Annotated in this window: 22 protein-coding genes; 15 read left to right on the top strand and 7 right to left on the bottom strand. The window is 74.0% G+C overall.

All coding sequences use genetic code 11. From position 1 onward, the window contains the following. The first annotated feature begins 52 nt into the window (after positions 1-52). Genes ADL22_RS16195 through ADL22_RS16185 form a run of 3 tightly spaced genes read left to right on the top strand, consistent with a single transcriptional unit; the run spans position 53 to position 3788 of the window. Positions 53-643 (top strand): (2Fe-2S)-binding protein, encoded by a 591-nt coding sequence (locus ADL22_RS16195; protein WP_066979220.1) that lies wholly within the window; start codon positions 53-55, stop codon positions 641-643. After that, positions 640-1653, top strand: a complete 1014-nt coding sequence (locus ADL22_RS16190; RefSeq protein WP_066979217.1) for an FAD binding domain-containing protein — start codon at positions 640-642, stop codon at positions 1651-1653. The genes ADL22_RS16195 and ADL22_RS16190 overlap by 4 nt, the downstream gene beginning before the upstream one ends. Further along, positions 1650-3788, top strand: a complete 2139-nt coding sequence (locus ADL22_RS16185; RefSeq protein ID WP_066979215.1) for a xanthine dehydrogenase family protein molybdopterin-binding subunit — start codon at positions 1650-1652, stop codon at positions 3786-3788. The genes ADL22_RS16190 and ADL22_RS16185 overlap by 4 nt, the downstream gene beginning before the upstream one ends. A gap of 55 nt (positions 3789-3843) precedes the next feature. Here ADL22_RS16185 and ADL22_RS16180 read toward each other — a convergent pair whose 3' ends face one another. Next, a complete protein-coding gene (locus tag ADL22_RS16180) occupies positions 3844-4338 on the bottom strand; it encodes a MarR family winged helix-turn-helix transcriptional regulator (RefSeq protein ID WP_107116316.1) in 495 nt (164 codons plus the stop codon). Between the two features lie 55 nt (positions 4339-4393). On the opposite strand from ADL22_RS16180, the gene ADL22_RS16175 reads away from it, so the two are divergent. Continuing rightward, positions 4394-5341 (top strand): amidohydrolase family protein, encoded by a 948-nt coding sequence (locus tag ADL22_RS16175; RefSeq protein WP_066979212.1) that lies wholly within the window; start codon positions 4394-4396, stop codon positions 5339-5341. A 19-nt stretch (positions 5342-5360) separates the two neighbouring features. Here the strand turns inward: ADL22_RS16175 and ADL22_RS36230 are convergent, their stop codons facing one another. Then, on the bottom strand, positions 5361-7274 hold the full coding sequence (locus tag ADL22_RS36230) for a serine/threonine-protein kinase (protein WP_066979209.1): 1914 nt from the start codon (positions 7272-7274) through the stop codon (positions 5361-5363). Between the two features lie 137 nt (positions 7275-7411). Next, entirely contained in the window at positions 7412-7876 is a 465-nt protein-coding gene (locus ADL22_RS16165) for a hypothetical protein (RefSeq protein WP_234430719.1), read from the bottom strand. A 216-nt stretch (positions 7877-8092) separates the two neighbouring features. Between ADL22_RS16165 and ADL22_RS16160 the strand changes: the two genes are divergently transcribed. Further along, positions 8093-9325 (top strand): FAD-dependent oxidoreductase, encoded by a 1233-nt coding sequence (locus ADL22_RS16160; RefSeq protein ID WP_066979584.1) that lies wholly within the window; start codon positions 8093-8095, stop codon positions 9323-9325. 74 nt (positions 9326-9399) lie between these two features. Here ADL22_RS16160 and ADL22_RS16155 read toward each other — a convergent pair whose 3' ends face one another. Further along, a complete protein-coding gene (locus tag ADL22_RS16155) occupies positions 9400-9675 on the bottom strand; it encodes a hypothetical protein (RefSeq protein ID WP_066979201.1) in 276 nt (91 codons plus the stop codon). Positions 9676-9788: 113 nt separating this feature from the next. Then, on the bottom strand, positions 9789-11009 hold the full coding sequence (locus ADL22_RS16150) for an acyltransferase family protein (RefSeq protein WP_079064166.1): 1221 nt from the start codon (positions 11007-11009) through the stop codon (positions 9789-9791). Between the two features lie 572 nt (positions 11010-11581). Here ADL22_RS16150 and ADL22_RS16145 point away from each other — a divergent pair. The 8 genes from ADL22_RS16145 (at position 11582) to ADL22_RS16110 (ending at position 18758) form a co-directional block, all read left to right on the top strand. After that, positions 11582-11836: a ferredoxin gene (locus ADL22_RS16145; RefSeq protein ID WP_066979195.1), complete on the top strand. Its 255-nt coding sequence runs from the start codon at positions 11582-11584 to the stop codon at positions 11834-11836. Next, complete coding sequence (locus ADL22_RS16140) at positions 11826-13193, top strand: NAD(P)/FAD-dependent oxidoreductase (protein WP_066979191.1); 1368 nt, start codon at positions 11826-11828, stop codon at positions 13191-13193. The genes ADL22_RS16145 and ADL22_RS16140 overlap by 11 nt, the downstream gene beginning before the upstream one ends. A gap of 59 nt (positions 13194-13252) precedes the next feature. Continuing rightward, on the top strand, positions 13253-14485 hold the full coding sequence (locus tag ADL22_RS16135; RefSeq protein WP_066979188.1) for a cytochrome P450: 1233 nt from the start codon (positions 13253-13255) through the stop codon (positions 14483-14485). A gap of 165 nt (positions 14486-14650) precedes the next feature. Further along, positions 14651-15283 carry a GNAT family N-acetyltransferase gene (locus tag ADL22_RS16130; protein WP_066979185.1) on the top strand — a complete coding sequence of 211 codons (633 nt, stop codon included), beginning with the start codon at positions 14651-14653 and terminating at the stop codon, positions 15281-15283. A gap of 122 nt (positions 15284-15405) precedes the next feature. Next, positions 15406-16278, top strand: a complete 873-nt coding sequence (locus ADL22_RS16125; RefSeq protein ID WP_066979183.1) for a polysaccharide deacetylase family protein — start codon at positions 15406-15408, stop codon at positions 16276-16278. A gap of 163 nt (positions 16279-16441) precedes the next feature. Beyond that, entirely contained in the window at positions 16442-17485 is a 1044-nt protein-coding gene (locus tag ADL22_RS16120; protein ID WP_066979181.1) for a beta-ketoacyl-ACP synthase III, read from the top strand. 70 nt (positions 17486-17555) lie between these two features. Next, positions 17556-17810, top strand: coding sequence for an acyl carrier protein (locus tag ADL22_RS16115; RefSeq protein WP_066979178.1), 255 nt, complete (start codon positions 17556-17558; stop codon positions 17808-17810). Positions 17811-17834: 24 nt separating this feature from the next. Then, a complete protein-coding gene (locus ADL22_RS16110) occupies positions 17835-18758 on the top strand; it encodes an alpha/beta fold hydrolase (RefSeq protein WP_267890179.1) in 924 nt (307 codons plus the stop codon). A 58-nt stretch (positions 18759-18816) separates the two neighbouring features. On the opposite strand, the gene ADL22_RS16105 is transcribed toward ADL22_RS16110, so the two are convergent. Next, entirely contained in the window at positions 18817-19641 is an 825-nt protein-coding gene (locus tag ADL22_RS16105; RefSeq protein ID WP_234430718.1) for a TetR/AcrR family transcriptional regulator, read from the bottom strand. 141 nt (positions 19642-19782) lie between these two features. Between ADL22_RS16105 and ADL22_RS16100 the strand changes: the two genes are divergently transcribed. Both ADL22_RS16100 and ADL22_RS16095 read left to right on the top strand, forming a co-directional pair. Continuing rightward, positions 19783-20715: an alpha/beta fold hydrolase gene (locus ADL22_RS16100; RefSeq protein WP_066979172.1), complete on the top strand. Its 933-nt coding sequence runs from the start codon at positions 19783-19785 to the stop codon at positions 20713-20715. A gap of 247 nt (positions 20716-20962) precedes the next feature. Beyond that, positions 20963-21715, top strand: a complete 753-nt coding sequence (locus tag ADL22_RS16095) for a hypothetical protein (RefSeq protein ID WP_079064165.1) — start codon at positions 20963-20965, stop codon at positions 21713-21715. 479 nt (positions 21716-22194) lie between these two features. Here the strand turns inward: ADL22_RS16095 and ADL22_RS16090 are convergent, their stop codons facing one another. Next, positions 22195-24057: a glycoside hydrolase family 15 protein gene (locus ADL22_RS16090; protein ID WP_066979170.1), complete on the bottom strand. Its 1863-nt coding sequence runs from the start codon at positions 24055-24057 to the stop codon at positions 22195-22197. Between the last annotated feature and the right edge of the window lie 115 nt (positions 24058-24172).

The following is a 24172-nucleotide window of genomic DNA, read 5'->3' as shown; positions in this document are numbered from 1 at the left end:
CACGGTTCCGCCCCGCCCCCACACCGCGTACGAACGTGAAAGAAGGCTGATCATGGCCCCATCGACGGCCGGTGCCATCACCTTGGCCATCAACGGCGAGAAGCACACGCTGCCCGTCGACAACCGCACCACCCTGCTGGACGCGCTGCGCGAGCGGCTCGGCCTGACCGGCACCAAGAAGGGCTGCGACCAGGGCCAGTGCGGTGCCTGCACGGTCCTGCTCGACGGCCGCCGGGTGGTCTCCTGCCTCCAGCTCGCGGTGGCCGCCGAGGGGCGCGAGGTCACCACCATCGAGGGCGTGGCGGACGGCGACGAACTCCACCCGGTGCAGCAGGCGTTCCTGGAGCTCGACGGCTTCCAGTGCGGCTACTGCACGCCGGGCCAGATCTGTTCGGCCATCGCCGCGATCGAGGAGCACGCGGCGGGCTGGCCGAGCGCGGCGACCGCCGACGTCCGGCCGGAAGCGGGCGTTCCGCCGCTGACCGCCGAGGAGATCCGGGAGCGGATGAGCGGCAATCTTTGCCGCTGCGGCGCGTATGTGTCGATCGTGCAGGCGGTCGCGCGGGCGGCCGGGGAGCGGCCCACCGGCCCGGTGGAGCTGCCCGGTGCGGCGGCGGTGGCGGATGTGGAGGGTGTGGCATGAGGGAGTTCGACTACCGGCGGGCGGCCGACGTACCGGGCGCGCTGGCGCTGCTCGGCGCCGGAGCCGAGGAGGCCCGCTATCTCGGCGGCGGCACCAACCTCGTCGATCTGATGAAGACCGGCGTGGAGCGGCCCGCGCTGCTGGTCGACGTCCGCGAACTGCCGCTGGACGGGATCGAGACCACCGACGACGGCGGGCTGCGGATCGGGGCGACGGTCACCAACAGCGACCTGGCCGCGCACCCCGAGGTCCGGCGCCGCTATCCGGCGCTGGCCCAGGCCGTGCTGGCCGGCGCCTCCGGGCAGCTGCGCAACATGGCCACGGTCGGCGGCAACCTCCTCCAGCGGACCCGCTGCGCCTACTTCACCGATGTGACCAAGCCGTGCAACAAGCGCGCCCCCGGGAGCGGTTGCCCGGCGGTGGCGGGCGAGCACCGCAACCACGCGATCCTGGGCGCCAGTACGCACTGCGTGGCCGTGCACCCCTCGGACATGGGCGTGGCGCTGGCCGCGTTCGACGCCGTGGTGCACTACGAGACGGCCGACGGCCCGGGCAGCCTGCCGCTGGCGGAGTTCTACCTCCCGGTGGGCGACACCCCGCACCGCGAGACCGCGCTGCCGGCCGGCGCGCTGATCACCGGCGTCACCCTGCCGCCGGCCCCGGTCGCCGCCGCCTCCCGCTACCGCAAGGTCCGCGAGCGCGCCTCGTTCGCCTTCGCGATCGGCTCGGTCGCGGCCGCGCTGGAGGTCCGGGACGGCGCGGTGCACGATGTCCGACTGGCGTTCGGGGCGGTCGCGTCCCGGCCGTGGCGGGCCCGGGCGGCGGAGCGGGCGCTGCTCGGCGGCCCGGCGACCGCCGAGGCGTTCGCCGCCGCCGCGGACGCCGAACTCGCCGCCGCCGAGCCGCTGCCCGGCAACGGATACAAGGTGACGCTGATCCGGAATCTCGTCGTCGCCGTGCTGACCGAGCTGGCCGAGGAGCGCCGGCGGAACGAGGAGGCCACCCGATGACCACCACGACGACCGAGACCGTCCCGGTCACCGGCGCGGTGGGCACCGCGCACACCCGCATCGAGGGCCGCGACAAGGTCACCGGCGCGGCCCGCTACGCCGCCGAGGTGCCCCTTGCGGGCCTGGCGCACGGCTGGCTGGTGGGCTCCACCATCGCCCGCGGCCGGATCCGCTCCCTCGACCCCGCTCCCGTCCTGGCGATGCCCGGCGTCCTGGCCGTCCTGCACCACGGCAACGCCCAGGCACTGGAGTCGGATTACGCCAGCCCCATGGGCAAGCCCGATCCGGCGCTCCAGCTGTTCCAGCACGACCGCGTGCCGTACGCCGGCTGGCCGGTGGCGCTGGTCGTCGCCGAGACCTCCGAGCAGGCCCGGGAGGCCGCCGAGGCGCTGGTGGTCGAGTACGACGAGGAGCCGCACGACGTGGCGTTCGCGGCCGGGCGCCCGGAGGCGTACGTCCCGGCCGGCCCCGCGCACTCCCCCTCGGAGGCCGGGAAGGGCGACCTGGCGGCCGGGCTCGCCGCGTCCGCGGTCGTGGTGGACGAGGAGTACACCACGCCCGAGGAGCACCACCACCCCATGGAGCCGCACGCGGCGACCGCCTACTGGGCCGCCGGCCGGCTGGAGATCATCGACGGCAATCAGGGCAGCATCTACGTCGCGCAGGAGCTGGCGCGGCTGTTCGCGCTGGACCCGTCCACGGTCCGGGTGCGGTCGGAGCACGTCGGCGGCGGCTTCGGCTCCAAGGGGGCCCGTCCGCCGCAGGTCGCCGCGGCGATGGCGGCGACGGTCCTGCAGCGCCCGGTCCGGGTCGTGCTGACGCGTCGTCAGATGTTTTCGCTGACCGGCTACCGCAGCCCCACGATCCAGCGGGTGCGGCTCGGCGCCGACCCCGACGGGCGGCTGCGGGCGGTGGATCACGAGGGGCTGAACCAGACCTCGACGGTGCACGAGTTCGTCGAGCGGAGCGCCGATGTGCCCCGCGCGATGTACGAGACCGAGGCGCTGCACTCCGTCAGCCGGGTGATCCGGCTCGACGTCCCCACCCCGACGTGGATGCGCGCCCCGGGTGAGGCGCCGGGTTCGTTCGCCCTGGAGTGCGCGCTGGACGAGCTCGCCGCGCGGTGCGGGCTCGACCCGATCGCCCTGCGGGTCCGCAACGAGCCCGAGGTGGGCCCGCTGTCCGGGCTGCCCTACAGCAGCCGGCGGCTGCTGGAGTGCTTCGAGGAGGGCGCCCGCCGCTTCGGCTGGGCCGGCCGCGATCCGCGCCCCGGGGTGCGGCGCGAGGGCCGCTGGCTGCTCGGCACCGGCACCGCGGCCGCCTCGTTCCCCACCCTGGCCGGACCGTCCACGGCGGCGGTGACGGCGGAGGCGGACGGCGACTACACGGTCCGGATCACCGCGGCCGACATCGGCACCGGGGCGCGCACCGCGCTGACCCTGGTCGCCGCGGACGAGCTGGGCGTCGCGCCGGACCGCGTACGGGTCCGGATCGGCGACAGCGACTTCGGGCAGGCGATGCTGGCCGGCGGTTCGGCGGGCACCCGGTCCTGGGCGTGGGCGGTCACGCTCGCGGCCCGGTCACTGCGGGAGCAGCTGGCCCTGGGCGGCAGCATCCCCCCGGAGGGCATCACCGTCCGCTCGGACACCGCGGAGGCCCTGGCCGCGCTGCCGCGCCGGGAGCGGCACGCCTTCGGCGCGCAGTTCGCCGAGGTCGCGGTGGATGTGGCCACCGGCGAGGTGCGGGTCCGGCGGATGCTGGGCATCTTCGCCGCCGGACGGATCGTCAACCCCCTCACCGCGCGCAGCCAGCTGGTCGGCGGCATGATCTGGGGGCTGTCCATGGCGCTGCACGAGGAGGCGGTCCGGGACGAGCGCTGGGGCAGCCATGTCGGCGCGGACCTCGCCGGCTACCACGTCGCCGCCAACGCCGACGTCCCGGTGGTCGAGGCGGACTGGGTGGACGACCCGGACGAGCAGGACCCGGTCGGCATCAAGGGCATCGGCGAGGTCGGCATCGTGGGCGCCGCGGCGGCCATCGCCAACGCGGTCTGGCACGCCACCGGCGTCCGCCACCGCCACCTGCCGATCCGCCCGGACCGGGTCCTGACGGCGGGCGCCGGCGACCTGGGCTGATCCGGCCGGCGCCGGCGGCCGGGGCGCCACGCTCCCGGCCGCCGGCGCCGCTCGTTCACTCCTGGCGTTCGATGACCTCCGCGAGCCGCCCCAGCTGCCGGGCCAGTTGGGCCCGCTCCTCGGGGCTGAAGGCTTCGAAACCGCGGGCCTGGGCCGCGCGCCGCTGGTTCCGCAGCCGGGTGAGCCGGTCGCGCCCGTCCTCGGTGAGCCGCACCAGGACCCGGCGCTCGTCCTCCGGCGAGCGCCGCCGGGCCACCGTCCCCTTGGCGTCGAGCTGCTGGAGCATCCGGGTGGCGGTGGGCACGCTCACCCCGGCGGCCGCGGCGAGCCGCCCCACCGGCAGCTCCGCGCCCCCGGCCAGCGGATCGAGCAGGGCGAGCTGGGCCAGCGACAGGCCGCCCTCCTCGGCGGCGCGGCCGCGCGCCTTGCGCATCGCCAGGAACAGCGCGTCGGCGGCCTGCGCCAGCGCCTCCACCCCGTCCGGCACGGCCGGGCCGGGCCCCTCCTCGGGGGCGGCGGGGCGGGCGGTGTCCTGGCTACCGGTCGGCATACCTGCTAGCTTACCGGCCTATTCGTTAGCAAGCTAACGACCGGAGGCTGACCCCATGACGACGACTCCCGCCCGTATCGACGTCCACCAGCACGCCCTGCCGCCCGCCTACCTCCGCACCTTGGAGGACCGCGGTCTGGACTCCGGCGGCTGGCCGCTGCCCGTCTGGGACGCGTCCCGCGCCCTGGCGATGATGGACGACCAGGGCATCGCCACCGGCGTGCTGTCCGTCAGCGCGCCCGGCGTCCACCTCGGCGACGGCACCGGGGCGCGCGCCCTGGCCCGTACGGTCAACGAAGCGGTCGCCGAGCTGGTCAAGGACCGGCCCGACCGCTTCGGCCAGTTCGCGAGCCTGCCGCTGCCGGACGTCGACGCGGCGGTGGCCGAGGCGGTGCACGCCCTGGACGAACTGGGCGCCGACGGTGTGGTGTTGATGGCCAGCGCCCAGGGCCGCTACCTGGGCGACCCGGCTTACGAACCGCTGTGGGAGGTGCTGGACGCCCGCGCCGCGGTCGTCTTCGTCCACCCCAACGAGCCGCCGGTGCCGAGGCTGCCGGGCCTGCCCGCCCCGGTGCTGGACTTCACCTTCGACACCACCAGGACCGCGGTCCACATGACCGTCAACGGCGTCCTGCGCCGCCACCCCCGCATGACGGTGATCCTCGCGCACGCCGGTGGCTATCTCCCCTACGTCGCCCACCGGGTGGCCGTCACCGCCCCGCAGGTCCGCCCGGACCTCACCTCCGACGCGCTCCTGGCCGACCTGCGGCGCTTCCACTTCGACACCGCCCTGTCCGGCAGCCCCACCGCCCTGCCGTCCCTGCTGGCCTTCGCCGCCCCCGGCCACGTCCACTTCGGCAGCGACTGGCCCTTCGCGCCCACCGAGGCCGGCGCGTACTTCACCGGCCACCTGGACGCCTACGACGGCTGGGAGCCCGGCGCCCTGGAAGCCGTCAACCGCACCGGCGCGGAGGCCCTCTTCCCCCGCCTCGCCGGCGCGTAGGCGGTGCCGCCGCGTCCCGTCAGGCGACCTTGGTGCACAGGATGCTGCGGCCGTCGTAGACGTTCCAGGAGTAGGTGTAGGGGCGGCCCTGGTCGGGCGGGCAGGCGCGGCTGCCGGCCGACGCCGGCAGGACCGCGCTGACCTGCATGATGAAGCGGAACTCAGCGGGCACCCTGGCCGCCCCGCAGTTCCACAGCGTCAGCAGGTCGGCGCCGGCCGGCTGCCCGTTCCGCTCCCGGGCGAGGAAGCACTGACCGATCCGGAACTGCCGCTCCACGCACAGTCCGACCGGCGAGAGGTCCGCGGCCGTGTGCCACCAGCCGGTGCTGCCCGGCCCGGCCGGGCAGGTCCCGGAGTGCCGCACCGAACGCACCCGCAGATAGGCGTTGGCCGCCTGGCAGTCCACCCGGGCCGGGGGCGTCCGGCTCCACTTCCCGTACCCGTCGGCGTACGCGTCCAGGCAGTCGCCGGCCCGCACGGCCGAGAACGCCAGGTCCGCCGCGCTGGGCGTCCGGGGCGCGAAGGGCGTCGGCGACGGCGAGTAGCGGGGAAGGGAGGGCCGGGTGGGGGTGCGGGAGGTGGTGGCGCCGCCGCCGGCCGCGGAACCGCCCGAGAGCGAACCGGAACCGCCCCCGCTGTACGGGCTGCTGCCAATGCGGCCGCTCGGCGTCCCGTTGGCGGTGTCCGCTGCGCCGCTGTGCTCCCAGGGCTTCCAGACGAACAGCACGACGGCGAGGAGCGCGAGAACGGCCCAGAACGAGCCCCCGGAGGAGGTGGACGGCGGCGGCGCGGGCTCGGGCGTCGGCGGGGGTTTCGGCTTCGGGGGCGGCGGCTTCGGCTGCGCGGGCTTCGGTTTCGGAGTCTCCGGTTTCCGGGTTTTCGGCTTCGGCTCCTTCGGTTTCGGGGACGGCGGCTTGGCCCGGCCGGGACCGGCGCCGCGGGGTGCCGTGTAGGCGCGGGTGGGCCGGGGCGGCGGCACCGGCCGGGTCCGCAGATCGATCGTGCGGGCCGCCGCCCGGCCCTCCGCCCGCAGCGCCCGGCCCTGCGCCTCGTACGCCGCGATCAGGGCCGTCCAGCGCGCCGGCAACCGGCCGCCGCCCCGCCACGCGCCGGCCGGACCCAGCTCGGCGCGGACCCGCCGCAGCACCTCGGCGGGCGCCGGCCGGTCGCGCGGATCGGCGGCCAGGCACGGGCGGATCAGCCCGTCCAGCCCGGCCGGCAGCCCGGTGAGGTCCAGTGCGCCGCGCTGGACGAGGGTCAGCAGCCGGATGGTGTCGGAGGTCTCCGGATAGGGCGGGCGGCCGACGGCGGTGTGGAAGAGCGTCGCGCCGAGCGAGTAGACGTCGGAGGCCGCGGTGGACGGTTCGGCGCGGGCCTGCTCCGGCGAGGTGAAGGCGATGGTGCCCAGCGTCAGCTGAGTGCGCGTCATATCGCTGGCGTGCGATATGCCGAAGTCGATGACGCGCGGTCCGTCGTGCGGCAGCAGGACGTTCTGGGGTTTGACGTCCCGGTGGACGATGCCCGCGGCGTGCAGGGCCACCAGGGCCTCGGCGACCCCGGCCGCGATCCGGTACACCGCCGTGCGGCCCACCGTGCCCGCCCTGGCGACGAGTTCGGCCAGTGAGGGCGCCGGGATGTACTCGATGGCCATCCAGGGGCGCTCGGCGTGCGGGTCGGCGTCCAGGACCCGGGCGGTGCGGGCGCTGCCGATCCGCCGGGCCAGCGTCACCTCGCGGGCGAACCGCCGGCGGTCGGTCTCACCTATGGCGCCCTCGGCGAGCAGCGTCTTGACGGCGGCCAGCCCGCCGTCCTCCGCGGACCGCGCCACGTAGACGCGGCCCATCCCGCCCGAGGCGAGGCGGCCCAGCAGCTCGTAGCCGCCGAGCCGCACCGGATCGTCGCCGCCGAGCGGTCTGATGCCCGTACCCGTCATGTCCCGTCGTCCTCCCCCGTGCTCCGCCGCCGGGGCCCCGCGACGGGCCCCGGCAGTCGGCCGACCCCGCAAACCCTGGCACGGCGGGGATCGTTGAGGAAGCCGTCCGGCAGGGGCACCGGACCGCACCGGGACGGTCAGCGCACGTGGACCGTCCGGGGCGCGGTGGTGATGTCCGCGTGCGGGTGGCCGCCGTGCGGGCCGTCCACCCCGTAGAGCACCCCGCGGAACTGCAGGGTCCCCGGGCGGGAGGTCTTGACCTTGGTGTCGACGGTGGCCTCGCTGCCGGTGATCTCCAGGATCCTGCCGCACTTGACGGTGTGCCAGGCGCCGCTGGTGCCGGTGCGCTGCTGGGCGCAGAACATGCCGTACTGGATGCCGTCGCTGTCGCCCGCGCCCTTGAGGTGAACGGTCGCGCCGTGCTTCACGGTGCCGGGCGAGGCGCTGAAGGTGGCGCTGCCCTTGGCGAACGCCGGGGTGGCGGCCAGGAGGGCGGCGGCCAGCCCGATCGCCCCCACCGCCGCGACCCGGGCGCCGCGCCGGCGCCGGCCGGCCGCCCCCGCGTCCGCCGCCATCACTGTTGTCGCTGTTGTCGCTGTCATGGTGTCCTCCCCTTCACCGGGCCGGGCCCGGTGTCCTCTGTCACCCGGCTAGAGGGGATTCGGGGCCGGGGCGTTCCCGGCATCCGGGAAACCCCGTCCGGAATCCGGGACTCCACGGACGGCCAGTGCCCGCGGTGGGGGCCGGGGGCGATCGCGGGTATGAGTGGCGGTACGCGCGGGCACCGGACCCGGTGCGCGCGGAAGGGAGCCGGTGTGGTGGAGCGGACGACGTGCTGTGTGGTGGGCGGCGGGCCCGCCGGGATGGTGCTGGGGCTGCTGCTGGCGCGGGCGGGGGTGGCGGTGACGGTCCTGGAGAAGCACGGGGATTTCCTGCGGGACTTCCGCGGCGACACCGTGCATCCATCGACGCTGGCGCTCCTGGACGAGCTGGGGCTGGGCGAGCGGTTCGCCCGGCTGCCGCAGCGGCGGGTGACGACCGTTCAGCTGCCGCTCGGACCCGGCGGCGCGCTGGCCACGGTGGGCGATCTGACCGCGCTGAGCGGTCCGTTCAACTACGTGGCGATGGTGCCGCAGTGGGATCTGCTGGACCTGTTGGCGGACGAGGCCCGGCGGGAGCCGTCGTTCACGCTCCGGATGAGCACCGAGGCGACGTCGTTCCTGGTGGAGCGGGGGCGGGTGACGGGTGTGCGGTACCGCACCGCCGGCGGGCGGACCGGTGAGCTGCGGGCGGCGCTGACGGTGGCCTGCGACGGCCGGGGCTCGCTCGCCCGGGCGCTGCCGGAGCTGGGGCTGCGGGCGTTCCCCTGCCCGATGGACGCCTGGTGGTTCCGGCTGCCGCGCCGCGACGGCGATCCGCACGGGCTGGTGGGCGGCGTCGGGGACCGGCTGCTCGCCGCGCTGATCGACCGCGGGGACTACTGGCAGTGCGCCGCGCTGATCCCCAAGGGGACGGACGCCGCGCGGCGCGCTTCCGGGCTGCCGGCGTTCCGGGCCGGCTACGCGGCGGCCGCGCCCTGGCTCGGGGACCGGGTGGACGCGCTGGCGTCCTGGGACGAGGTGCGGCTGCTGGACGTCCGGCTGGACCGGCTGCGGCGCTGGCACCGTCCGGGGCTGCTGTGCATCGGGGACGCGGCGCACGCGATGTCGCCGGTGTTCGGGATCGGCATCAACCTCGCGGTGCAGGACGCGGTGGCCGCGGCCCGCCATCTGGTGGAGCCGCTGCGCGCGGGCCGGGTGGGGCTGGCGGATGTGCGGGCGGTGCAGCGCCGCCGGTGGCCGACCGCGGCGCTCACGCAGGGGCTCCAGCGGGCCGCCCACGCCCGGGTGATCGAGCCGGTGCTGGCCGGGCGGCCGCCGCTGGGCGATCCGCGGCGCGCCCAGTGGGTGGCGGACCGGCTCACCGCCTCCCGGTGGCTGAACCGCGTCCCGGCGTACTTCCTGGCGTACGGCGCGCTGCGCGAACGGCCGCCGGCCGCGTCGGTCCGCTGAGCCGCGGCGCCCGGCCGGAGCGGTCCCGGCGGCCGGGCGGCGGGCGGGCGGGGCAGCCGCGGACGGCCCGGCGGTCAGTCCTCCGTCACCTCCGCCAGCCGGAACGGCCCGGCGGCCCCGGGGGCGTACATGACGGGCAGGGAGCGGCCGAGGGGGACGACGACGACCGGTTCGTCGCGGTATTCGCGCAGGAAGTGCTCCAGCGGCTCCCAGATCATGCTCCGGTACCCGGCCTCGGTCCGCTGGTGCTCGAAGGACAGGGTCAGCGCGGACTCCCCCACGGTGACGCTCACCGCGTGCACCTCGAGCCAGTCCCCGCCGATCCACGCTTCGAGTCGTACGTTTGACATGCGGCAAGAGTGCCCGGTGCGGCCCCGACCTGGCAATCAGCCGTCGGCGGGGCGGTGCACCGGGCTCCCTCGCGGGGCGGTGCACCGGCTCCCGTCAGACGGCGGTCAGCGGGTCACAGGGACGGCCGCTGGCTTCCCACCCGGTAGCTCTCGGCCACCTCGGCGGCCTCGGCGACGGGCCCCGGCGGAGCGTCGGGCGCGGATTTCGACGCGGATTCCGAGGCGGCCTGGGTCTTGGAATTCCGGCGCATCTCCTGAAGTCCCTTTTGGATTCCATTCCGCAGCCATTTCCCGAGCGGCCGTTCCACCAGCCGGTGGACGGCGTAGGAAAGCAGCAGCATGAAGACGACGATACCGGGCAGGAGGACGAGCGCCGGGACCTTGTGGCGGAGCAGGTCGATGAGCGTGAATCCGATGTACATGTGCAGGAGGTACAGCGGATACGTCAGCGAGCCGGCGGTCAGCAGCCAGCGCCACCGCACCTTGTCGAATACGCCGAGGGCGATGGCCGCCATGATGGCGAAGGCCAGGATGACGCCCACCCGGGCGGGCCAGCCGTGCGCCATGGCGGCCTTGGCGCCGACATTCATCACCAGGCGCCCGCGCACATAGTGCTGGGCCAGCAGGAATTCCACCGCGACAATGGCCCAGAGCAGCAGCGTGGGCTTGAAGCGGTGCATGAGATAAAAGGCGATTCCGGCGATGAAATACGGCGAGTAGGGGGCGATGGCCCAGACGGAGAGGAAGTTGCTGTCGGCCTTGAGCGCGACGACCCCGGCCACCGTCCACAGCCCGCAGAAGAGCACGCACCGGCGGTAGGTGACCCCGCGGTACACCACCAGGGCGAAGAGCAGGTAGAACTTCAGCTCGACGAAGAGCGACCAGTAGACGTCGTCGAGGTCGGAAACCCCCACGCCCTGCTGGAGCATGGTGAGGTTGGTCAGCACCGTTTCGAGGTTGTCCGCGCTGCGGACCTTCGGCCAGAGCGTCAGAACGGCCGCGGTCAGCAGGACTCCGACCCAGTAGGCGGGATAGAGCCGGGAGACCCGGGATTTGACGAAGTCGCCGAGCGAGCGTCCCCAGGCGCTCATGCAGATGACGAACCCGCTGATCAGGAAGAAGACTTCGACGCCCAGCCAGCCGAATTGGGAGAGGTGGTAGAGCGTCGGCGAGAACGTGTGCGGATCATTGCCCCAGCCATCACGGAGGGTGATGTAGTGGTAGGCGAGGACCATCAGCGCGGCGAGCAGGCGGAGACCGTCGAGGACATAGAGTCTGGATTGCCCGTGCCCCTTCCCTGGTGCGGCCAGAGTTCCAGGCACAGCGAAGGGCATCCCGTGGTTCCTCACAGTTCGTAGGGCAGCGTTCCCCTCCATCCCATCTCATACGCGGGACGGGGAAGGCAAGTTCGGATGAAATGATCGCAAAGAATTGTTCCATAGCAGGCATCGGGGGTTGCGTACCTCACGTTCCGGGCGCCGGCATCATCCGATGCCGGATGCCGCGGGCGATTCCGGGTCAATACGGATACGTGTCACCGGCATCCGCTGCCCCGTGCGCCATCGGAAGCCCCTGATGAAACCCCAACCGGAAGTTCCACTTCCGCCCCTGCGCACCCCGCCCGCCCGGCCGTTTTCCTGTTGTCCGATCATCCGCAACGTTCCCGGTGCCCGGCGGTCCCATGCTGCGCCATAAGGGTTCGCCGGCGACCGCGCGATAAACACCACCGGATATTCCGCGCCATCCGCGCGAAATCCCCACCCCGGCCGCCACCGCTTTCCCCCGCCCTCGCGCATCCCGCCGCCCTCACTCCCCGTACACACCCCTCCGGCCCAGCAGCGCCCGCGCCGCCCGCCGGGGACGAGTAGGACGTAAGGAGACGAATCCTCCGGAGGAATGGGGCGGAATGCAGATCGTGGTCGACCTCAACCGGTGCCAGGGGTACGCGCAGTGCGTGTTCCTCGCGCCCCGGGTGTTCGAGCTGCACGGCGAGGAGGCACTGCTCTACGCTCCGGCGCCCCCGGACGGCGAGGCCGAGCGGGTGCGCCGCGCGGCGGCCGCCTGCCCGGTGCAGGCCATCGTCGTCGGCGAGCAGGCGGGTCCGGGCGGCGGACGGGCCGGGGCGGCGACCGGGGCGGAGGCGGGCGCCGATGTCCGGTGAGCTGACGCGGGGCCGGATCGTCATCGTCGGCGCGTCCCTGGCCGGTCTGCGGGCGGCCGAGACGCTGCGGGCGGAGGGCTTCACCGGGGAGCTGACGGTGGTCGGGGACGAGCCGCATCCGCCCTACGACCGCCCGCCGCTGTCGAAGCAGGTGCTGCTGGGCCGGGTGCCGGCGGCGGACACCGGCCTGCCGGCCCGCCGCCCGGTGGACGCGCACTGGAAGCTGGGGGTGCGGGCCAGCGGCGTCGATCCGGACGCCAAGGAGGTGCTGCTGGCCGACGGTGAGCGGCTGCCGTTCGACCGGCTGCTGATCGCCACCGGGACCCGGGCGCGGCCCTGGCCGAACCCCGAAGAGGCCCGGCTGGACGGTGTGCTGACGGTCCGCACCATGGACGACGCGGCGCGGCTCGCCGAGCGGCTGGACGCCGGGCCGCGCCGGGTCCTGGTGATCGGCGCGGGCTTCACCGGTTCGGAGATCGCCTCGGCCTGCCGGGAGCGCGGGCTGCCGGTGACGGTCGCCGAGCGCGGTCCGGCGCCGCTGGTCGGGGCGCTGGGCGGGACGCTCGGCGCGTTCGCCGCGCGGCTGCAGCGCGCGCACGGGGTCGATCTGCGCTGCGGGGTGACGGTCACCACGCTGCTCGGCAGCGGCGGGCGGCTGACCGGCGCGGAGTTCTCCGACGGCAGCCGGATCGAGGCGGATGTCGCGGTGGTCGCGCTGGGCGCGGTCCGCAACACCGAGTGGCTGGCGGATTCCGGACTGGCCGCCGGTCCGCGCGGGCTGGCCTGCGACGCCGGGTGCCGGGCGTTCACCATGTACGGGATCGTCACGGACGATGTGTTCGTGGCCGGGGACGTGGCCCGTTTCCCGCATCCGCTGTTCGAGTACCAGATGCTGTCGCTGGAGCACTGGGGGAACGCGGTGGCGCAAGCCGAGGTGGCGGCGCACAACATGGTCAGCCCCGGGCCGCGGCGCCGTCCCCATCTGGCGGTCCCGGCGTTCTGGTCCAGCCAGTTCGGGCTGAACATCAAATCGGTCGGGGTGCCGACCTTCTCCGACCAGGTGACCATCGCGCAGGGGTCGGTGGAGGAAGGCCGCCTGGTGGTCGTCTACGGCTACCGCGGCCGGATCACCGCCGCGGTCAGCGTCAACCGCGCCAAGTGGCTGGAGCACTACCAGCGGCTGATCGAGACCGCGGCGCCGTTCCCGCCCCCGCCGGGCGCCGCGGACCGGCCGGAGGCCCCGCGGGTCGTACCGTCCGACGTGCCGGACCCGAAGGTCCTCTCGCACGGCCCGACCGTCGCCCTGACCGGCCATCTGCCGGACCGCCGGCTGTCCTTGGTGCGGCCGGCCGGCTGACCGCGCCCAGCCCCGCCCCCGCCCCGCTACCGACGCCCTGTGACGAGGAGAGCCCGCGCATGTCCACCGAGACCCTGCTGGAGCGGATCAACGACTACGCCCACCGCGCCGACCCCTACCCGCTCTACGCCGAACTGCGCGAGCACGGGGTGGCGCGCCAGAACGACGGCAGCTACCTGGTCGGCACGTACCACGAGATCGCCGCGCTGCTGCACGATCCGCGGATCAGCTCGGACGTGCGCCACCGCACCGATCCGGACCAGGCGCGGGCCGGGGCGACCGGTCTGCCGCCGTCGTTCATCGGCGTCGACGACCCGGAGCACGACCGGTTGCGCCGGCTGGCGATGCGCCCCTTCGGCCCGCCGCACTCCCCCGGCCGCATCAACGCGCTGCACGGCGACATCGTGGAGATCGCCGGTGAGCTGATCGACGGCTTCCGGGGCCGGGACCGGATCGACCTGGTGGACGACTTCGCCTATCCGCTGCCGGTGACGGTGATCTGCCGGCTGCTGGGCGTCCCCCGGGAGGACATGCCCGAGCTGCGCGGCTGGACGGACGCCATCATCGCCTCCCTGGACCGCTCCCCCGGCGAGGAACCGGGCGGCCGCCAGGAGGCGGGCACGGCGGCGCGGCTGGCGATGGCCCAGTACCTCGGCGCTCTGGCCGACCGGCGGCGGGCCGACCCGGCGGACGACATGATCTCCGAGCTGGTCCACGACGACGGGCCCGAAGGGCGGCTGGCCCAGCCGGAGTTGATGACCACGCTGACCCTGCTGATGATCGCCGGGCACGAGACGACGGTCAATCTCATCACCAACGGCATGCTGACACTGCTGCGGCAGCCGGACGCGCTGGAGCGGCTGCGCCGGGAGCCGGAGCTGATGCCGTCCGCGGTGGAGGAGCTGCTGCGCTACGAACCGCCGGTGCAGATGCTGCCGCAGCGCACCCCGCTGACCGATATCGAGGTCGGCGGGGTGACCGTCCCGGAGGGGGCGCCGCTGTATCTGATGCTGGCGTCCGGCAACCGCGATCCGCTGCGCTTCGAGGAACCGGACCGCTTCGATCCGGCCCGGCGGGACAACGAGCACTTCGGGTTCGGCAGCGGGGTGCACAGCTGCTTCGGCGCGCCGCTGGCCCGGGTGGAGGCGCAGGTGGCGCTGGCCGAGCTGCTGCGCCGCCTGGAGACTCCGCGCCTGGTGGCGGACCCGCCCCCGTACCGGCACAGCCCCATTCTCCGCGGCCCCCGGCACCTGCTGATCGAGGGCACGGCCCTGGCAGACGCAGGCACCTGACACCCGGCACCGGACCCTGACGCCTGACACTCCATCAGGCCATGCCGCCGACAGTCCCCTCGCCGGAGCAGGCCGCACCGGTACGGCGGCGAAAACCGGGTGCCGCGATCACCCCCTTCCCGTAATGTGCGCAGCCATTGAGTGGCACTTACTTGGGAGGGGTCAATGCTTCCGGATCTCGTCAGGACATGGGTGGCCGGCTGGGTGGTCTCGCGGCAGCGTCCGCCGGCGGCCGAGCGCCCCTGGGGCCTCTACGTGGACGTGGGCCTGCCCGACCAGGTGGGCCGGCATGTGCTGCCCGCCCCGGACGAGCACACGGTGCGCGCGGCCGCCGCGACCGTGACCGCCCCGTACACCTGGCTGAAGCTGCCGGTGGACGCCGAGACGGCCGAGCCGTGGATGCCGGCGGGCTGGACGGTGGACAAGGAGGAGACCGGCCATCTGATGGCCGCGGACCTGCGCCCCACCCGCCCAGTGGTACCGGACGGCTACCGCGCGACCGTCGAGACCGAGGGCGGCGTCACCTACGTCCAGGTCCGCGACGCGTCCGGCGCGCCCGCCGCGAAGGGGCAGCTGGCGCTCGTGGGCGCGGCGGCGGTGGTGGACAGGGTGGTGACCGAGGAGGGGCACCGCCGCCGCGGCCTGGGCGCCTTCGTGATGCGGACGCTGGCCGATCACGCGGTCTCCCACGGCGCGGCGACCGGCGTCCTGGGCGCGACCGACGCGGGCCGGGCACTCTACGAAACGCTCGGCTGGCAACGCCACGCCGGCCTCGCGGCCTGCGTCTACCGGCCGTAGGTCCCGCCGTCCGACTGTGGCCGGGGTCACGTCCCGCCGCCGCTTGACCTTCACATCAATGTGAACGTTTGACGATGCGGAGCACCGGATCCCCGGACCACAGCGGACACGAGGTGAGTTCCATGGACAACCAGCTCTACGACTACAGCCCGATCACCGAACGGGACCCGATCCAGTGGCCGGGCGGTGCCCGGATCGCCTTCTACGTCGGGCTGAACGTCGAGCACTACCAGGTCGACCGCCCGTCGACGAGCATCTTCCCCGGCACCGCCGGGCTCGCGCCGGACCCGCTGAACTACGGCTGGCGCGACTACGGCCCCCGGGTGGGCATCTGGCGGCTGATCGAGAGCCTGGACCGGCACGGGATGCGCGCCAGCGTGATGCTCAACTCCGACGTCGGCGAGCGCTACCCGCAGATCATCGAGGCCGGCCGGGCCCGGGACTGGGCCTGGATCGCGCACGGCAAGAACAACTCGCTCTTCCAGGCGGACATGGCACCCGACGAGGAGCGCGCCTATCTGGCCGACGTGGTCGGCACCATCGAGCGGACCACCGGCCACCGCCCGCGCGGCTGGCTCGGACCGGCCCTCACCGAGACCTTCCGCACCCCCGAACTCCTCTCCGAACTCGGTCTGGACTACGTCCTGGACTGGTCCAACGACGATCAGCCCTACCGCCTCAACGTGCCGGGCATGCTCAGCGTTCCGTATTCCATCGAGGTCAACGACATCAGCCTGTTCGTCGGCAAGAGCCTCAGCGGCCCGGATTTCGTACGGATCGTCAAGGATCAGCTGGAGCAGCTGTACGCGGACGCGGCGGACAGCGGGCGGGTGATGTCGCTGGTGCTGCACCCGTTCGTCATCAACCAGCCGTTCCGCCACAAGTACCTGGACCAGGCGCTGGAGCACATCGCCGGCCACCCGGGCGTATGGCTGACGACCAGTGACGAGATCGCGGCCCACTACGCCCGGACCACCGCCGGGAAGGCGGCCTGACGGGTCCGCCCGGCGCGCGCGGGCGCCGGGCCGGCCGGGCACGACCGAGTGCCCGGGGCACTGCGGACGCACCACGGGCGCACCACAGGCGCGCGCCACCCCAACGCCACGCCCCACCGCCTCCACCGTCACCCATCGCGTCCGATTGATTACATTTGTCCCCATGTATCAGTCGGAGGACAGCGAGAAGGCGCCGGCGGCGGGCACGGCCGCGGTACTGACCGGCCTGGGGTCCTGGCTGCCGCCCCAGGAGGTCACCAACGACGAGCTCTGCGCCCATCTGGACACCTCGGACACCTGGATCCGCGAGCGGATCGGCATCTCCGTGCGGCGCCGGGCGGACCCCAAGACGGCCACCGGCGACCTGGCGGCCGAGGCCGGCGCCCGCGCGCTGCGGTCGGCCGGGGTGACCCGGGCGGACGCGGTCGTCCTGGCCACCACCACGCCGGATCATCCGTGCCCGGCCACCGCCCCGGACGTGGCGGCCCGGCTCGGCCTGGGCGGTGCCGCCGCGTTCGACATCGCCGCGGGCTGCTCGGGCTTCCTGTACGCGACCACGGTGGCCGCCGGTCTGATCCGTTCCGGGACGGCCCGGCGGGTCCTGGTCATCGGCGCCGAGACGATGTCGGCGGTGATCGACCCGGAGGACCGCTCGACCGCGCCCATCTTCGGGGACGGCGCGGGCGCGGCCGTCCTGGAGGCGGGCCGCCCCGGCCAGGCCGGCGCCCTGGGCGAGGTGGTGTGGGGCAGCGACGGCGAACGCTCCGATGCCATCGTCATCCCGGTGGGCGGCTCCCGGAACCGCGACAGCCGGGACTCCGCGCCCCGGAGCGAGCGCCACGTCCGCATGCGCGGCAACGAGGTGCTGCGCCACGCAGTGCGCCGGATGACGGCCGCCGCCACCGAGGCCGCGGCCGCGGCGGGCTGGGCACTCCAGGACGTCGACCGGCTGATCGTCCATCAGGCCAACGCCCGGATCAGCGCCGCGGTCTCCGACGCGCTGGGCATCCCGCCGGACCGGGTGCCGTCGAACATCGCGTCGGTGGGGAACACCGCCGCGGCCTCGGTGCCCCTGCTGCTGGCGGACGCCGCCGCCGAGGGGGCGCTCCGGCCCGGCCACCGGGTGCTGCTGGTCGCCTTCGGCAGCGGCCTCGCCTGGGCCGCGACAACGCTGGTGTGGCCGCCCGGTCTGCGCGCCGAACGCTGACGCCCGCGCCGCACGCCGCGCCGGGTCCCGCGCCCGGCCTTGAACCACCCCCGTCCCGTAAGGAGGGACCATGTTCGACCAGGTGAAGGAACTCCTCATCACGCGTGCCGGGCTGCCCGGCGGCCCGATCGTCCCGGAGGTGTCCCTGGCCAGGGCCGGTATCGACTCCATGGCCGTGACGGTGCTGTCGATGGCCCTGGAGGACGAACTGGGCGTGGAGATCGACGAGGACGAGCTGTCCGCGGCGCCGACCGTCGCCGCGCTCGCCGAGCTGATCGCCCGCCGCGCCGGCGCTCCCGCCGTCGCCGCGCCGTCCACCGCCTGACCGGGAGCGGCCGCCGTGGACACCATGGAAGCCGGCGCCCGCGGGGAAGCCGGCGAACGCCTGGTCCCGCTCTCCCTGCGGGACATGACCTACGCCTGCCGGGTCCTCACCCCCCGGCGCCGCACCGGCGGCGAGCCGCTCGTCCTGATCGGCGGCGCTCTCCAGGACATGTACTCCTGGCCGCGCCTGGAGCGCCGGCTCACCGCGCACACCACCGTGGTGCTGATGGACCTGCCGGGTACCGGGAACGCCGGCGATCTGGCCGCCGGCGCCGGTTTCGAGGTGCTCGCGGAGGCGGCCCGGTACGCCATCGACCGGCTCGCCCTGGGGCCGGTCAACGTCCTCGGCGCCTCCTACGGGGCGCCCATCGCCTACCGCCTGGCCCAGTCGTACCCGGACCGGGTCGCCCGGTTGCTGCTGGCCGGCGCCACCCCGCGGGTCGGCCCCCGGCTGACCGCGGTGGTCCGCCAGGGCCTGGCGCTGGTGGGCACCGCCGGCTCCCGCCCGGCCGCCGAACCGGAACGCCGCGCGTACGCCCGCAACGTCGTGGACATGCTGGTCAACAGCGCCACCCGGCAGGAGGTCGCCCAGGGGCCGGCGGTCGCCCGCCTCCTGGAGCGCCAGCTGCTGCGCACCTCGCAGAGCGCCGCCCTGCGCTACGCCGCCTGCCACGAACGCCTGCTGGACACCGACCTCTATCCGCCCGGGGGCATCTCCGGGGTCCCGGCCCTGGTCTTCACGGGCGAGCACGACTGCGCCAGTTCACCGGCGGAGAACGCGGCGGTCGCGGCCACCATCGACGGCTGCGCCTTCGCCCTGATCCGGGACGCCGACCACATGGCCCACCTGGAGCGCGACGCCGAATACGCGGACCTGGTCACCCGCTTCCTCCGGGACGAGTCGGTGCGGGGGCTGCCGTATTGCCGGTATCCGGGGGTGCGGCCGTAGGGGCGGCGGGGGCAGCGGGTGTGTCGGGCGCGGCTCATGCGCCTGGTGCAACGGGTGCTTAGGGGGCGCCGGGTGCTCCGGGTGCTCCGGGTGCTCCCGGGACGAGAAGGCCGGTGAGGGCGCGGCGGACCACCCGCTCGAAGCGGGTCGTGCCCGCCGGATCGGCCGGCTGCGCGCCGTCCCCGCCGCGGGCCGACGTGTGGCTGTCGCTGTGGCTGTGGCTGTGGCTGTGGCTGTGGCTGTGGCTGTCGGCCAACGCCCGTGCCAGGAGCGGGTGTCCGCCCCGTTCGGCCACCGCGCCCAGATACCGGGCCTGGGCCGCCTGACGGGCCGTCGGTGCGCGGCGGGCGCGCAGTTCCGCACCGGACAACATCACCACCAGCGCGTTCAGGACGGCCACCGCCTCCAGTTTGGCCGCGCCCGGCAGCCCGTCCAGCGGTTCCAGGGCGCGCAGCGCGTACTCCAGGTAGTCGAGCCCGCGCGGTCCCACCCGTAGGGCCTCGGGCGCCACCTCCAGCAGCCACGGGTGCCGCAGATGGACCTCCTGGGTGCGCACTGCCAGCGCGACCAGGTCGGCGACCGGATCACCCGTCAGCTCCACGCCCAGATCGATCTCACCGGTCGCCGCGTCCACCATGAGGTCCACCAGGTCATCGCGTCCGGCCACGTACCGGTAGAGGGACGCGGGCCCGGTGCCCAGTTCCCTGGCCACCTGGCGTACCGAGACCGCGGTCAGTCCGCCCGCGTCGGCGAGCCGGATCGCGGCCTCCGTGAGCTGCCCGCGGCTCCGCTCGGGCGCGGGCCCCCGCGCACCCCGTTCGGGCCGGTCCCACACCAGCACCTCGTCCGCCGCCGCCCCGCCGCGCTCCGCCACCCCGGCCACCGGACCTCACCCGTCCCTTCCGTCAGTCATCCCACTGGTGATAAGCATAGCCTCGTAACTGCGAACACCGATCGCGGTTAGGAACGTGACGACCGCACCCGCGCGCCGCCCGGACGCGCCGACCAGCCCACAGGAGGGACCATGACCACCCCACCCCCCTGGACCGCCACCACATGGGCGTCCAACGGCCCGGTCCGCATCGCCTTCGACCAGTTGGCGCCCGCCGAGGCGCCGGCGGCGCCGGAGCCGCTGCTGCTGGTGACCGGGCTGGGCGTATCGCGGCGCTGGTGGCCCACCGGGCTGGCCCGGGCGCTGGCCGCCCAGGGCTTCGCGGTCGCCCGCTACGACCAGCGCGACGCCGGGGAGTCCACGCACCTCCCGCCCACCTCCGCAAGCGGCCCCATCGCGGCCATCGTCCGCCGCCGCGGTGACGCCTACACCGCCGAGGACATGACCGACGACGCCATCGCCGTCCTGGACGCGCTGGGCTGGGAGTCGGCCCATCTCTTCGGCCAGTCGCTCGGCGGCGCGGTCGCCCAGCGGATCGCCCTGCGGCATCCGGGCCGGGTCCGCACCCTGACCAGCGTGTCGGCGGTGCCCGGCGACACCGGTGGGCCGGGCACCCTGCGCCACATCCGGCTGCGCACCCTCGCCCGGCTCGCCCGCACCCGGTATCCGCGGACGCCCGAAGGCCAAGTGGAGGCCGGGGTCGCGCTGGCCCGCCTGCTCCGCTCCCCCGGCTACCCGTTCGACGAGCGGGCCACCCGGGAGATGCTGACCGCCGCGCCGGACGCGGGCGTACTGGACGCCCGCGGCCAGAGCCGCCAGATCGGCGCCCAGTGGCACGGGCCGCCCATCAGCCGGATCGCGGTCCCCACGCTGGTCCTGCACGGCCTCGACGACCCCCTGGTCAAACCGTCCGCCGGCCGCACGGTCGCCGCCCGCATACCGGGCGCCCGCTTCGTCCCCCTCCCCGGGGTCGGCCACGACCTGCCGGAACCGGTATGGGGCGAGGTCGCCCACCACGTCCGCCACCTCGCCGACGGCCGTGCCGGAGAACCGCGGCCCGCTTGACGAGGCGGGGCCCTCGCCGCGCCGTTGGGGACGGGTCGGGAGGCGCGCGGGGCGTCCGGCCGGCCCACCGGCACAAGGAGGCTGCTCGACGGCGCCGGCTGCGCGAGACGGGGCGCACCCGCGCCAGCCCGCCTCCCACCCGCGCATCGATCTGCACCTTGCCGGCGCCACCGGGCGGGCAATCTCAGGGAGACGTGCTCTACTGCCGCAGCATCAGGCCCTCCCGCCGTTCAAAGGAGGCACAACCGTGCCGCAATTCAGGAAATTCTCCGCCAACTCCCCCACCGCCTCCCCCTCTTCCGCCTCGTCCGCCGCCTCGCCCCAGGGGGCCGACCGCGGCCGCGTGGTCAGTCGGCGGTGGGTGCTGGCCGGACTGGCCGCGGCCGCCCCGGTGGCGCTCGCTGCCTGCGGCGGCCACAAGCAGGCCGCGGCGACTCTCGGCCCGCACAGCCCCGCCGGCAGCGGCTCGGGCGACGCCGTCATCATGATCATCCGGCACGGCGAAAAGCCCGACAAGACGCATCCCGGCATCGACGAGCACGGGCACAAGGACCACAAATCGCTGACCCGGCGCGGCTGGGACCGGGCCAACGCACTGCCCTCCCTCTTCGACCCGCCGAAGGGGCATCCGCTCCCGTCCGGGCTCTCCCGCCCCCGGACGATCTTCGCGGCCACCGATCAGGGCCCGCACGCCGGCGCCCACCGCATGCGGCAGACCGTCACCCCGCTCGCCCAGCACATGGGCCTCACCCTCAACACCACGTACGCCGAGACCCAGGAAGCCGCGCTCGCCAAGGCCGCCCTCTCCGCCACCGGCCCCGTTCTGATCTGCTGGGAGCACAGCCGCATCCCAGACATCGTCACCGCCCTGGGCGCCTCCGGCACCGGCGTCCCCCACAAGTGGCCCAACCGCTTCGACCTGGTCTGGATCCTCACCCGCACCCACGGCACCTGGTCATTCCGCCAGGTCAACCAGCACCTCCTGCCCGGCGACGCCTGAGCAGGCCCGCCCGCACACCCACACCGCCGCCGGGACCGCCGCCACACGCGACACGCACCGAGTACCAGAGATCGACCCACCCCCGTCGATCAACCCACGGGTTGACACAATCTTTCAACCCACGCTCCGACGCCCCACGACTCCGCTCAGTGATGCACTGTTCTCGCAACGCACCACAGCCGAACGCATCACCACCGCAAGGGGGAGTCGACATGGCCGCCAAAATCTCGCACCTGCTCTTCGCGCGGATCCATCCGCGGATCAACGCCTACGCCGAGGCGCACGCTTCGCTCACACACCGCCGTGAGTTCCCGACCGGCGTCCAGCTGGCCGGGGAGCTGCGCTACCACGAGCACGCCCGCGCCCGGCAGCCGGAGGAGCCCCTACCGGCACCGGCGGACGCTCAACCTCCTATGGCGGCTGGCCGGAGTGGGTACGACCTCACCCGTGACACGCAATCACAGCCGCGGGCCCGCCCCTCACCCGAGAGCGCGGTCCAGGTTGAAGGCCGCGCTGATGAGCGCGAGGTGGGTGAACGCCTGGGGGAAGTTGCCGATCTGTTCGCCGGTACGGCCGATCTCCTCCGCGTAGAGGCCGAGATGGTTGGCGTAGGTGAGCATCTTCTCGAAGGCGAGACGCGCCTCGTCCACACGGCCGGCGCGGGAGAGCGCTTCGACGTACCAGAAGGAGCAGATCGAAAAGGTGCCTTCCTCGCCGCGCAGTCCGTCGGGGCTGCTCCTGGGGTCATAGCGGTAGACGAGGGAGTCGGAGACCAGTTCATCGCCGAGGACGTCCAGCGTGGAGAGCCATTTCGGGTCGGTCGGTGAGATGAACTTGGCCAGCGGCATCATCAGGACCGCGGCGTCCAGGACATCGGCGCCCTCGTGCTGGACGAATGCCTGGCGCGCGGGCGACCAGCCGCGCTGCATGATGCGCCGGTAGATGGCGTCGCGCGCCTGCGACCAGCGGGGCATATCGGCGGGCAGGCCGCGATGGCGGGCGATGCGCATGGCGCGTTCGATGGCGACCCAGCACATCAGCTGGGAGAAGAGGAAGTTCTGGATCTTCCCGCGGGTCTCCCAGATGCCCTCATCCGGCTGATCCCAGTTGTCGCACACCCAGCCGACCAGGCCGCAGACGGTGTCCCAGTGGTCGCTGGAGAGCGGCTGGCCCCATTTGTCGTAGAGGTAGAGGGAGTCGATGAGCGCACCGTAGATGTCGAGCTGGAGCTGATTGACGGCGCTGTTGCCGATGCGGACCGGCGCGGAGCCCAAGTGCCCTTCCAGGTGAAGGAGTTCGGTCTCGGGGAGGTCACTGCGGCCGTCGATGCCGTACATGATCTGCAGCGGGCCGCGGGCGCAGTTCTTCAGGCAGATCTTGGAGGAGAGGAAGTGGACGAATGACTCGGCCTCGTCGGTGAAGCCGAGGCGGAGAAGGGCGTAGATGCAGAAGGCGGCATCGCGGACCCAGGCGTAGCGGTAGTCCCAGTTGCGCTCGCCCCCGATCTGCTCGGGAAGGCTGGTGGTGGGGGCGGCGACGATGGCGCCGGTGGGCGCGTAGGTGAGGAGTTTGAGGGTGAGGGCGGAGCGGTGCACCATCTCGCGCCAGCGTCCGCGGTAGCGGGAGTGGGCGAGCCAGCCGCGCCAGTAGCGCACCGTGGCACCGAAGAGCTGTTCGGCCTCGTGGACGGCGCAGAAGCGGGGCTCGACGCCGTCGCCGATGCGGTCGAGGGCGAATACGGCGGCTTCACCCTCGGCGAGCGTGAAGGAGGAGCAGGCATCGGGGCCGTCCGTGCGGACGGGGACGCTGGAGGTCAGAGCGAGGGTGAGGTCCGGGGACTCGAAGACGGTGAGGCCCTGGTCGTGAGGGGTGACGGTATGTGATTGCCGGCCGTAGTCGAAGCGGGGCGCGATGCGCGCGGAGAAAGGAAGGGAGCCCCGTACGCAAAGCACACGGCGGATCAGCCGATGGCGGTCGGCTTCGCGGGAGTCGTCGACGATCGGCATGAAGTCCTGGACCTCGCCGACGCCGTTGTCGGCGAAGAAGCGGGTGATGAGGATGTTGGTGTCGGGGAAGTAGAACTGCTTGGTGCGGGCGGGGACGTCGGGGGCCAGTTCGAAGGCGCCGCCGTGGTCGGCGTCCAGGATCGCGGCGAAGACGCTGGGCGCGTCGAAGCGGGTGCAGCAGTACCAGTCGATGGTGCCGTTGGTGCCGACGAGCGCGGCGGTGCGCATATCGCCGATGAGACCGTGCTCGGCGATCGGGACGTAGCGGGGGGCGTCGGCCCTGCTGGGGCGCAGGCTCGCGGTGAGGGCGGCCGCGGGTCCCGTGGGCATCGTCATCGGACCTCCCCTGCGCTCGGGTGACGAGCAGGAGCAGTGGCTTCAGGCTACCTCCGGCCAGGCAACACCCGCCCGTCCGCCGATGCCACGGGGAGGAGCGGGGTGGGGTGGGGGG

The organism is Streptomyces sp. NRRL F-4489, assembly GCF_001509485.1.
Lineage (GTDB): Bacteria > Actinomycetota > Actinomycetes > Streptomycetales > Streptomycetaceae > Streptomyces.
Note: the sequence above shows the minus strand (reverse complement) of the source record. Positions and strands in the feature narration are given on the sequence as shown.

Coding starts and splice junctions, on each gene's coding strand:
- ADL22_RS16145 (WP_066979195.1), top strand. CDS start 11,582: ATGCAGATCGTGGTCGACCTCAACCGGTGCCAGGGGTACGCGCAGTGC.
- ADL22_RS16140 (WP_066979191.1), top strand. CDS start 11,826: ATGTCCGGTGAGCTGACGCGGGGCCGGATCGTCATCGTCGGCGCGTCC.
- ADL22_RS16090 (WP_066979170.1), bottom strand. CDS start 24,057: ATGACGATGCCCACGGGACCCGCGGCCGCCCTCACCGCGAGCCTGCGC.
- ADL22_RS16120 (WP_066979181.1), top strand. CDS start 16,442: ATGTATCAGTCGGAGGACAGCGAGAAGGCGCCGGCGGCGGGCACGGCC.
- ADL22_RS16150 (WP_079064166.1), bottom strand. CDS start 11,009: ATGCCCTTCGCTGTGCCTGGAACTCTGGCCGCACCAGGGAAGGGGCAC.
- ADL22_RS16100 (WP_066979172.1), top strand. CDS start 19,783: ATGACCACCCCACCCCCCTGGACCGCCACCACATGGGCGTCCAACGGC.
- ADL22_RS16165 (WP_234430719.1), bottom strand. CDS start 7,876: ATGACAGCGACAACAGCGACAACAGTGATGGCGGCGGACGCGGGGGCG.
- ADL22_RS16115 (WP_066979178.1), top strand. CDS start 17,556: ATGTTCGACCAGGTGAAGGAACTCCTCATCACGCGTGCCGGGCTGCCC.
- ADL22_RS16125 (WP_066979183.1), top strand. CDS start 15,406: ATGGACAACCAGCTCTACGACTACAGCCCGATCACCGAACGGGACCCG.
- ADL22_RS16155 (WP_066979201.1), bottom strand. CDS start 9,675: ATGTCAAACGTACGACTCGAAGCGTGGATCGGCGGGGACTGGCTCGAG.
- ADL22_RS16195 (WP_066979220.1), top strand. CDS start 53: ATGGCCCCATCGACGGCCGGTGCCATCACCTTGGCCATCAACGGCGAG.
- ADL22_RS16135 (WP_066979188.1), top strand. CDS start 13,253: ATGTCCACCGAGACCCTGCTGGAGCGGATCAACGACTACGCCCACCGC.
- ADL22_RS16185 (WP_066979215.1), top strand. CDS start 1,650: ATGACCACCACGACGACCGAGACCGTCCCGGTCACCGGCGCGGTGGGC.
- ADL22_RS36230 (WP_066979209.1), bottom strand. CDS start 7,274: ATGACGGGTACGGGCATCAGACCGCTCGGCGGCGACGATCCGGTGCGG.
- ADL22_RS16175 (WP_066979212.1), top strand. CDS start 4,394: ATGACGACGACTCCCGCCCGTATCGACGTCCACCAGCACGCCCTGCCG.
- ADL22_RS16110 (WP_267890179.1), top strand. CDS start 17,835: ATGGAAGCCGGCGCCCGCGGGGAAGCCGGCGAACGCCTGGTCCCGCTC.
- ADL22_RS16130 (WP_066979185.1), top strand. CDS start 14,651: ATGCTTCCGGATCTCGTCAGGACATGGGTGGCCGGCTGGGTGGTCTCG.
- ADL22_RS16180 (WP_107116316.1), bottom strand. CDS start 4,338: ATGCCGACCGGTAGCCAGGACACCGCCCGCCCCGCCGCCCCCGAGGAG.
- ADL22_RS16190 (WP_066979217.1), top strand. CDS start 640: ATGAGGGAGTTCGACTACCGGCGGGCGGCCGACGTACCGGGCGCGCTG.